This is a genomic window from Rhodococcus sp. RS1C4 (genome assembly GCF_002258225.1).
Lineage (GTDB): Bacteria > Actinomycetota > Actinomycetes > Mycobacteriales > Mycobacteriaceae > Rhodococcoides > Rhodococcoides fascians_E.
Genome location: NZ_NOXZ01000009.1, coordinates 20,652 through 29,626, shown reverse-complemented (window position 1 = coordinate 29,626; position 8,975 = coordinate 20,652). Strand labels below are relative to the sequence as shown.

The window sequence follows — 8,975 nt, the reverse complement described above, 5'->3', positions numbered from 1 at the left end:
ACCCACCGACACCGCCCGCACCCGAATCCGACTCCTCCGCCGAAAACTACGACAACACAAAACCATCCAACACCTCCGCGAACGAAAGAAACCACCACCGTTCTGATCTACGAAGGCGGTCGATCGTCCTCGGGTACTCGGTATTTGCCGCCGCGGATCACATACACCGCGTATCCGGCGATGCCGAGCACGTACGCGACGGTCGGAGCCGCGAGGACCCACGTCGACACCGACCCGTCGTCGGATCCTGTTGTTCCGGCGACCACGGTCATCCACGTCAGGAGGGCGATCGTTGCTGCGCCGATCCATTCGAGATCCTCGGCGATCATGTGATCGAACGTTGGGCGCTGCGCGGGATGCGTCCAGTATCGGTGTGCCCTGGGATCGGGGAGATTGATCATCTGCGCGGGGATGTACCGGATCCACCGGCGCGCACCCGCGAACAACACACCGAGCGCAAGACCGACGCCGGCCATCGTGGCGACGAACGACCACGGGGATTCCGTTCGCGTGACGACGCCGGACCCGTCGAAATGTGCCGGAACGTCGCCGTCGGAGGTCGCGGCGACGAAAACGAGCGAGAGAACGAATACCAGACACGAGGCCCAGAAGGCTGTTCTGGATGCGTGCCGACCGTTCCTCATCGCCGACAATTCTACGACGGTGCCCGGTGACCGCTGATGCCGGTGGTGAGGAGGGCGGCGAGCTCGGCGTACGCCTGGGAGTCGTCGAGGCCGGTGCGTTCGGAGATCTCACGCGATTGAATGCGCGCCATTGTCGATGCGGCGACGTCGGCGACGAATGCGGCATGGACGCTGCGGACTTCACCCGCGGCGGCACCGTCGTCGATCAGGTCTTGAACGCGTTGGGCGGCGAACGCAGTGTTCTGCTCGTAGATGTCGCGGGCAGGAGGGAAGGCGGCGAGGTCGTCCATGAACTGTCGTGATGCCGGCTGCAAGGCAATTCCCACCGCGGTCAGGTACGCGGTCAGGCGGTTGCCGAAACCGTCGACGCCGACGATCGCTGACTCGACGCGGTCCGTTGCTCCGCGGAAGAAGTGCACGGTTGCCGCTCGAACGAGTTGTTCCTTGCTGCCTGCCAGGGTGTAGAGCGTCGATTTGCTGCAGCGGAGGCGTCCCGAGATGTCGTCGAGTGTGAGGTGGGCGAACCCTTCGCTCAACAAGAGGTCGACGAGTTGGTCGAACAGTTGGGCACGGCGGGCCGTCGCGTGAGCTGCGGTCATGAAGCATGACAGTACTGCAGTGGGCGAGCCAGTATCATCTACAGTACTGTGATGGGACCGTCAGTACTGTGAGGAGTTCGAAAGTGCCTGTCGATCGTTTGTTGCCCACCGAGGAAGCTCGCGACCTCATCCAGCTCACGCGCGATGTCGCGGACAAGGTGTTGGATCCCATCGTCGACGAGCACGAGAAGAACGAGACCTATCCCGAAGGTGTGTTCGGCACCCTCGGTGAAGCCGGGCTGTTGAGCCTCCCGTTCCCGGAGGAGTGGGGCGGCGGTGGCCAGCCGTACGAGGTCTACCTGCAGGTGCTGGAAGAACTGGCGGCCCGCTGGGCGGCGGTGGCCGTTGCGGTCAGCGTGCACAGCCTCGCGTGCTCCCCGCTGCTGGCGTTCGGAACCGAGGAGCAGAAGCAGCGCTGGCTTCCGGACATGCTGGGCGGCAGTCTCGTCGGCGCATACAGCTTGTCCGAGCCGCAGGCCGGATCCGACGCCGCCGCGTTGACCTGCAAGGCGACAGCCAAGGACGACGGATACGTCGTCAACGGCGCCAAGGCGTGGATCACGCACGGCGGTATCGCAGATTTCTACAACCTCTTCGCCCGCACCGGTGAAGGGTCGAAGGGTATTTCCTGCTTCCTCGTTCCCAAGGATCAGGAGGGGCTCTCCTTCGGCAAGCCGGAGGAGAAGATGGGTCTGCACGCAGTGCCCACCACGTCGGCGAACTACGACAATGCCTTCGTCTCGGCGGAGCGACGTCTCGGCGCCGAGGGGCAGGGCCTCCAGATCGCCTTCAGCGCACTCGATTCCGGCCGCTTGGGAATTGCTGCGGTCGCCGTGGGTATTGCGCAGGCAGCGCTGAACGACGCAGTCGCCTATGCCAACGAGCGCACGACGTTCGGCAAGAAGATCGTCGATCATCAGGGCCTCGGGTTCCTGCTGGCCGACATGACGGCCGCGGTCGACTCCGCGAGGGCCACCTACATCGATGCTGCGCGACGTCGGGACGCCGGGTTGGACTACTCGCGGGGCGCATCCGTCGCGAAACTCGTCGCAACCGACGCCGCCATGAAGGTCACCACCGACGCGGTCCAGGTGTTCGGCGGGTACGGCTACACGCGGGACTTCCGCGTCGAACGGTACATGCGCGACGCCAAGATCACTCAGATCTTCGAGGGCACCAACCAGATTCAGCGCCTTGTCATCGCACGGAGTCTGCGGAACTGATGCCTGTGCGGTGGATCCGTCTACTGCAGTTCGTGGACGGTCTGCTTCCCTTTGAGCCAGCGATTGGGTAGCCGACCGACCAACTCGCCCAACGGATTCACCGCCTGCGACAAGATCTCGACCGAATCCTGCAGGATGTCGATACTGACGCCCATGCGTTCGATGTTGGGTGCCAGCTGCGACAAGGTTTCGGTCAAGGTCACGAGCTGATCGAGCGGACCACCCTTCGCGGTCAACCTCTCGATGGCACCGCCCTCGGCGAGCAGCTGTTCCAACAGGCCGCCTTCCTGGGTGGCGCGTTCGATGATGCCGTCCTCGCGAGTCAGAAGTTCGAGCGGCCCGTCCTTGGCGGTGAGGCGTTCGAGGGGGCCGTCGACGGCGGTGATCCGATCGAGAAGTCCGCCGTCGGCAAGCAGCCGTTCGAGCGGACCGTCCTCGGCGAGCAGCCGGTCCAGCGGTCCGTCGGTGGCGGTCACACGATCGACGGGTCCGCCGGGTGCCAGCAACCGTTCGAGCGTGCCTTCCTCCGATGTCAACCTGTCGACGACGCCACCCGGCGCGAGCAGCCGGTCGAGTGGCCCGCCCTCACGCAGTGCGTTGCCCAACGCTCGGTCGTCCGAGGTGAGCTGACCCAGCTGGGACAGCAGCTGCATCGTGCCGCCCTTGGGATCGGTGAGCGAGGCCAGGTTGGCAGGCGTGGCTGCCCCGGTCTCGAGAGCGAATCGAGTGGTGGACAGAATCGCCCCCGAGACCTCCAGGGCAGTTTCCGCGATGGCAATCCCAGCGCGTGCAGGCAGTGTGATCGCGGACACCCAGTTCATGGAAGTTACTGTAACTGCTGGATCGGTCAGTGCAGCAGCTTCAGTCCGACGACGCAGCCGACGATGCCCACGAGCAGCGCGACCTTGATCCACGACGACGATTCGTCGCCCGTGATCATCGCGTAGGCGACGGTGAGGGTTGCGCCGATTCCGACCCAGACGGCGTATGCGGTGCCGACAGGCAGGGTACGCATCGCGACGGCCAGGCCGCCCATGCTGGCGACGAGGGCGACACCGAAGACGATCGTGGGAACGGGACGCGAGAAACCGTCGGACTTGCCGAGGGCGGTGGCCCACACTGCTTCTAGTACGCCGGAGATGACAAGAATGACCCAAGCCATGAGAAAACACTCCCATGCACCGTCTTGTCGCTGGCCGGGTACGGTGCGCTCGTCCGCTGGTCCCACTGTGTCGAATTCAGCAAGACTGGTACTAGTGTACCACTAATAGGCGTACGTGTTCTCGGGTTCGTCGATCTGCTCGACGCCGGTCACCGCCATCGTCGGAATGTTGCCCGTCTCCGGAGACGACTCACCGACGGTTCCGCGCACCCGTAGCCACTCGCCCTCGACGTCTCGGTCCAGGTGGATGCGGATGGATCGCGCGTCGGCTGCGCAGCAGATGATCAGAATGCGCGCCAGATCGACACTGCCGTCCGGGTTCTCCACTCGAATACCCGTCACGGTGATCTCGCGATCGTCGAGGCTGCCCGTGCTGTCCCGCGCGGCGCGCTGCACGACGTCGAGCAGTGGTACTTCGGGCGCTTCGCCGTCGGGCAACGGTGGAAACGCAGTGCGCTGCACAGGACCGGCCGCGACCACCCGATCCGACACCGACGACACGTCGAGTGCGGGCGGCGCGACGAACAGAATCAACGCCGCCGGAAGAAGCAACATCCAGTACGGACGAGAGCTGTGGGCGTGGTCGTCGTCCGCCGGTCCTCCTCGCCGGACGTCGCGCACGATCGCCACCAACGCCAAGCCGACGATGAAAATCCCGCTGGCCAGCAGGTAGGGGTGCAGGCTCGGCTTCACGTACCGCAGGAAGCTTCCGTCCACGGAGATCTTGACCATCGCGCCACCGAAGAGCAGAAGCAGGACATTCTGCGTCTCCCGCCTCATCGGGCACCCAGAACGAGAAGCCCGACGGAGGTGGCGCACGCCACCGCGACGACGAAGGTGACCGGGGCGAATCGGGCGACGAATCCACGTCCGAAACTGCCCGCCTGCATCGCCATCAATTTGACGTCGACCGCGGGGCCGACGACGAGGAACACCAGCCGGGGGAGCAGAGGCAGCATCGACATGCTCGCTGCGACGAAGGCGTCGGCCTCCGAACACAACGCGAGGACGACGGCCAGAACTGCCATCACCAGAATCGCCAGGAGCATCTGCCCGGCGAGGTGCTCGAGGATGGAATCGGGAACGACGATGTGCAGCAGTGCCGCGGCTCCGGCTCCGAGGACGAGGAAGGCGCCCGCCTGCATCAGGTCGTGTCGGGCGGATTCGGTGAACACTTCCCATTTCGACCGCGAGGAATCGTGGCTGTGATCGGCAAATTTCTTCGTGATCCACTCGGCACGTCCGATTCTGGCCCACAACCAGCCCATCACCAGGGCGGTGGCCAGCGATGCGAGAAATCTCGCCAACACCATCCGCGGTTCACCGGGGAACGCGACAGCCGTCGACACCAGCACCACAGGGTTGATGGCAGGTGCGGACAGTAGGAATGCGAGCGCCGCCGACGTCGGCGCACCCTGGTCCATCAGACGCCTGGATACCGGAACGGCGCCGCATTCGCACCCCGGCAGGGCCATTCCGGCCAGGCCGGAGACACCGACAGCAGCTTTCTCGTCGGCCGGCAGCAGTCGTTTCAGAACCCGCGGCGAGACGAACGCGGCGATCGCGCCGCTGACCAGCACGCCGAGCACCAGAAACGGGGTTGCCTGAACGAAGACGCCCAGGAAGATCGTCGCACCTGTTCGGAGCTCGGGAAAGGAGTTCACCGCCGTGACCAGCTGATCCCGGAACACGATCGCGCACACGAGCAGAAGTGCGAATACGTGCATGGAACTGATGCGGCGGGCCGGACTCGCCGAGGTGTCCGTCGTCGCCATCGCCGTCCATCATGCACCCCGTGCGGCACTCACAGAAACCTCACAGCGAGAGTGCAGCAAGTGCGCAGGCTGCGGGTCCAGAATGGGTACGTGAGCGAAACACCTGAGGCCCGTGTGCTGGTCGTCGACGACGAACCGACGATTCTGGAACTGCTGTCTGTCAGTCTGCGATTCCAGGGGTTCGACGTCCAGACCGCATCGTCCGGGCCCGAAGGGCTCGACAAAGCGCGCACCTTCCGTCCCGAAGCGGTCATCCTCGACGTCATGATGCCGGGGATGGACGGGTTCGGTCTGCTGCGCAGGCTGCGCGCCGACGGCGTCGACGCGCCCGCGCTGTTCCTGACCGCTCGCGATTCCGTGGAGGACAAGGTCTCGGGCCTGACGCTCGGCGCCGACGATTACGTCACCAAACCGTTCAGCCTCGAAGAGGTGGTTGCTCGGCTGAGGGTCATTCTGCGTCGATCCGGAAAGACGGAGGAGACTGCACCGTCGCGAATCTCGTTCGCGGACATCGAACTCGACGACGACACCCACGAGGTGTGGAAGGCAGGCGAGCCGGTTGCACTCTCGCCGACGGAATTCACGCTGCTCCGGTACTTCATGGTCAACGCGGGCACCGTGCTGAGCAAGCCGCGAATCCTGGATCACGTGTGGCACTACGACTTCGGCGGTGAAGTCGGTGTCGTCGAATCCTACGTGTCCTATCTGCGCCGCAAGGTGGACACCGGGGACACCAGACTCATCCACACTCTGCGTGGTGTCGGCTACGTCATGCGGCAGCCGCGGTGAAGAAACTGCCGACGCCCAGGGACGTTCCGCTACGGTTCACGCTCGTCGCGGCACTGCTGCTTCTCGTCGCGACCGGGCTGCTGGCGTCCGGTGTCGCAGTGACGTCCGCGCTGCAGCAATCGCTCGTCGAACGCGTCGACAAGAGCTTGTTCGACGCGTCCCGCGTGTGGGCGGAACCCCGGAACCCGGACATGCCACCGCCTTCGGAGTCCAGGCGACCACCGGCGGACTTCTACGTGAAAGCGACCGACACCGACGGCCAGATCAGGATCGAGGAGGACGCCGGGCAGAACGTTCCCGACGTCGACGGCGTCGACACGTCTCGGCCCACCACGGTCGGTTCCGTCGACGGAGACGAGGAGTGGCGAGCCTTCAGCGTCACCAACTCCCAGGGCACCACCGTGGTTGCGCAGAGTCTGACACCCACCAAGATCACGGTCGATCGTTTGGTGGTGCTTCAGTTGATCATCGGGACCATAGTTCTGGCACTTCTCGCGGTGCTGGCGTACTTCGTCGTCCGCCGCAGTCTGCGTCCACTCGTGCAGGTCGAGGAAACAGCGGCCGCGATCGCAGCCGGTGACCTGCACGAGCGGGTGCCGGAGCGGAGTTCGCGCACCGAGATCGGCAAGCTGTCGATTGCGTTGAACGGCATGCTCACTCGCATTCAGCAGGCGTTCGCGGCGAGCGAGGCGTCCGAGGAGGCGGCCCGCGCATCCGAGGACAAGATGCGGCGCTTCGTCGCCGACGCGAGTCACGAACTACGCACACCACTGACGACGATTCGAGGATTCGCGGAGCTGCATCGGCAAGGCGCGATGAGCGACATCACGTTGTTGATGAACCGCATCGAGGGTGAATCGGCACGCATGGGTTTGCTCGTGGAGGATCTGCTGATGCTGGCCAGGCTCGACGCGCAACGCCCGTTGGAGGCTCGATCCGTCGACGTGCTCACCATCGCTGCCGACGCCGTGCACGACGCCCGGGCCGTCGCTCCCGAACGCGACATCTCACTGAAAGTCGTCTCAGGGCCCGGCATTCCCGAGGTGACCGGTGACGACGCACGGCTACGTCAGGTAGTGGCCAACCTCGTCGGGAATGCTGTTCGGCACACTCCGTCCGATGCGTCCATCGAGGTCCGTGTGGGCACCACGGACACGTCGGTGCGACTCGAGGTCAGCGACACCGGGCCCGGCTTGTCGGCCGAGGAATCGGCGCACGTCTTCGAGCGCTTCTATCGCGCGGACAGCTCCCGTACTCGTGAAAGTGGGGGCAGCGGACTGGGATTGTCGATCGTCGCGGCCCTCGTCGCCGCGCACGGCGGAACCGTCACCGTCGACAGTACGCCGGGCCTGGGCGCAACGTTCCGGGTGGAACTGCCCCGGGTGAATCAGGACCGGGTCGACTAGGCCCGGCGGCGGCAGGCAAGAACCACCAGCGCGCCGACGATGGACGCGGCGGTGGTGAACAGCACTGCGCTGTTCCACCCCTCGACGAGGCCCGCGACACTGGGCGTTCCGGTCGGAACAGCGAGCACGGCAACCACGGTGACGCCGACGGCCGAACCCACGTATCGAGCAGTGTTGTTGGCGCCACTACCCATGCCTGCACGCCCGGCGGGCACGCTGGCCACGGCCTCGCGCCCGAGGGCTGCGTTGAGGACACCGCTGGAGACGCCGGCGACGAGCAGGCCGGGCAGCAGGCGAGACCACGTCGAGTCCTCGGACAGACCGAGAAGAAGGAGCTGCCCGACGGCGACGCCGAGCAGTCCGACGGCCAGTTGTGTTCCGCCCGAGATGCTCGGCGGAATCCTCCGAGCGAGCAGAGCTGTGACGACCGACGTGCCGGACCACGCGAACATCAGCAGTGCAGCTTCCAATGCTTGGATACCGTAGGCATTTCCGAGGAATCCGGACACATACGACATCAGGGCGATGACGCCGGCACCGGTCATGAGTGCCGCGAAGGTCGCTGCGACGAACGGGGGATGAGCGAACAGCGACAGGTCCAGCATGGCCGTGCTGCTTCGTAATTCGACAATGACGAACATGCTCAGTAGCAGTGCTGCGACGACGAACAATCCGATGGGCAGAGGGTCTGCCCATCCCTGGCGCCCCTCGACCAACGCAGCCAGCAGCGCACTGACGCCGAGGCCGAGCAGAAGCGCGCCCGCCGGATCGAGGCCTCGCGGAACGTCGGTTCTCGACTCGACGACGAAGCGGTGCGAGACGTAGGCCAGCACAGCTGCGGCGACCGCGAGCACGACGTACGCATCGCGCCAGGTGGCGATACGATCGAAACCGGCCGCGATCAGCGGCCCGAGGGCAATGCCTGCGCCGACGCTGGCGCCCCAGATCCCGCTTGCGCGCGCCCGCAGCGGGCCGACCGGGTGAGTGTGCGCGATGATCCCGAGGCTCGACGCGACGAGTGCTGCGCCGCCGATGCCCTGTGCGATGCGGGCGATCACGAAGATCAGGGTGGTGGGGGCAACCGCGCAGGCAACGGATCCCGCGGCGAGCACGACCGCGCCGATCGCGAACGTCCGACGGCGTCCGAAATCGTCGGCGACGGTTCCCGCGGTCAACAGAGCAGCACCGAGCCCGATGCTCATCGAGCTCAGAATCCAGGTCTTCCCGGCAGCGTCACTTCCGAGGGTCGTCGCCGTCGGATTGATGGTCGCCAAGGGCGCTGTGAACGCCACCAGGGTCAGCAGAGTGCCGAGCGACGCGATCACAAGTGAGCGTCGTTGCACGGTGGACGGGTCGGTGGTGGTCATGGTTCCCCTT

10 protein-coding genes and 1 riboswitch are annotated in these 8,975 nt (G+C 65.4%); of the genes, 3 read left to right on the top strand and 7 right to left on the bottom strand.

Annotation, left to right across the window (positions count from 1 at the left end):
- Positions 1-107 precede the first annotated feature (107 nt).
- Positions 108-644 (bottom strand): hypothetical protein, encoded by a 537-nt coding sequence (locus CH289_RS03205; RefSeq protein WP_020113383.1) that lies wholly within the window; start codon positions 642-644, stop codon positions 108-110.
- Positions 645-655: 11 nt separating this feature from the next.
- Positions 656-1,243 carry a TetR/AcrR family transcriptional regulator gene (locus tag CH289_RS03200; RefSeq protein ID WP_019663662.1) on the bottom strand — a complete coding sequence of 196 codons (588 nt, stop codon included), beginning with the start codon at positions 1,241-1,243 and terminating at the stop codon, positions 656-658.
- A gap of 83 nt (positions 1,244-1,326) precedes the next feature.
- Between CH289_RS03200 and CH289_RS03195 the strand changes: the two genes are divergently transcribed.
- Positions 1,327-2,466 carry an acyl-CoA dehydrogenase family protein gene (locus CH289_RS03195; protein ID WP_019663661.1) on the top strand — a complete coding sequence of 380 codons (1,140 nt, stop codon included), beginning with the start codon at positions 1,327-1,329 and terminating at the stop codon, positions 2,464-2,466.
- A 20-nt stretch (positions 2,467-2,486) separates the two neighbouring features.
- Here the strand turns inward: CH289_RS03195 and CH289_RS03190 are convergent, their stop codons facing one another.
- The 4 genes from CH289_RS03190 to CH289_RS03175 all read right to left on the bottom strand — a co-directional run bounded on the left by CH289_RS03190 (position 2,487) and on the right by CH289_RS03175 (position 5,403).
- Positions 2,487-3,287, bottom strand: coding sequence for a hypothetical protein (locus CH289_RS03190; protein ID WP_019663660.1), 801 nt, complete (start codon positions 3,285-3,287; stop codon positions 2,487-2,489).
- A gap of 26 nt (positions 3,288-3,313) precedes the next feature.
- Positions 3,314-3,628 (bottom strand): DMT family transporter, encoded by a 315-nt coding sequence (locus CH289_RS03185; protein WP_020113381.1) that lies wholly within the window; start codon positions 3,626-3,628, stop codon positions 3,314-3,316.
- Positions 3,629-3,641: 13 nt separating this feature from the next.
- A riboswitch (guanidine-III (ykkC-III) riboswitch) is annotated at positions 3,642-3,705 on the bottom strand.
- A 25-nt stretch (positions 3,706-3,730) separates the two neighbouring features.
- On the bottom strand, positions 3,731-4,408 hold the full coding sequence (locus tag CH289_RS03180; RefSeq protein ID WP_094727243.1) for a TIGR03943 family putative permease subunit: 678 nt from the start codon (positions 4,406-4,408) through the stop codon (positions 3,731-3,733).
- Positions 4,405-5,403: a permease gene (locus tag CH289_RS03175; protein WP_094727240.1), complete on the bottom strand. Its 999-nt coding sequence runs from the start codon at positions 5,401-5,403 to the stop codon at positions 4,405-4,407. Before CH289_RS03175 ends, CH289_RS03180 begins: the two co-directional genes overlap by 4 nt.
- Before the next feature lie 90 nt (positions 5,404-5,493).
- Here CH289_RS03175 and CH289_RS03170 point away from each other — a divergent pair, with 90 nt between their 5' ends.
- Positions 5,494-6,192: a response regulator transcription factor gene (locus CH289_RS03170; protein WP_026347530.1), complete on the top strand. Its 699-nt coding sequence runs from the start codon at positions 5,494-5,496 to the stop codon at positions 6,190-6,192.
- Positions 6,189-7,598: a sensor histidine kinase gene (locus CH289_RS03165; protein ID WP_033190014.1), complete on the top strand. Its 1,410-nt coding sequence runs from the start codon at positions 6,189-6,191 to the stop codon at positions 7,596-7,598. Before CH289_RS03170 ends, CH289_RS03165 begins: the two co-directional genes overlap by 4 nt.
- On the opposite strand, the gene CH289_RS03160 is transcribed toward CH289_RS03165, so the two are convergent.
- A complete protein-coding gene (locus tag CH289_RS03160; protein ID WP_094727238.1) occupies positions 7,595-8,965 on the bottom strand; it encodes an MFS transporter in 1,371 nt (456 codons plus the stop codon). The two genes, CH289_RS03165 and CH289_RS03160, sit on opposite strands and share 4 nt — an antisense overlap.
- Between the last annotated feature and the right edge of the window lie 10 nt (positions 8,966-8,975).

Coding starts and splice junctions, on each gene's coding strand:
- CH289_RS03205 (WP_020113383.1), bottom strand. CDS start 644: ATGAGGAACGGTCGGCACGCATCCAGAACAGCCTTCTGGGCCTCGTGT.
- CH289_RS03200 (WP_019663662.1), bottom strand. CDS start 1,243: ATGACCGCAGCTCACGCGACGGCCCGCCGTGCCCAACTGTTCGACCAA.
- CH289_RS03190 (WP_019663660.1), bottom strand. CDS start 3,287: ATGAACTGGGTGTCCGCGATCACACTGCCTGCACGCGCTGGGATTGCC.
- CH289_RS03185 (WP_020113381.1), bottom strand. CDS start 3,628: ATGGCTTGGGTCATTCTTGTCATCTCCGGCGTACTAGAAGCAGTGTGG.
- CH289_RS03180 (WP_094727243.1), bottom strand. CDS start 4,408: ATGAGGCGGGAGACGCAGAATGTCCTGCTTCTGCTCTTCGGTGGCGCG.
- CH289_RS03175 (WP_094727240.1), bottom strand. CDS start 5,403: ATGGCGACGACGGACACCTCGGCGAGTCCGGCCCGCCGCATCAGTTCC.
- CH289_RS03160 (WP_094727238.1), bottom strand. CDS start 8,965: ATGACCACCACCGACCCGTCCACCGTGCAACGACGCTCACTTGTGATC.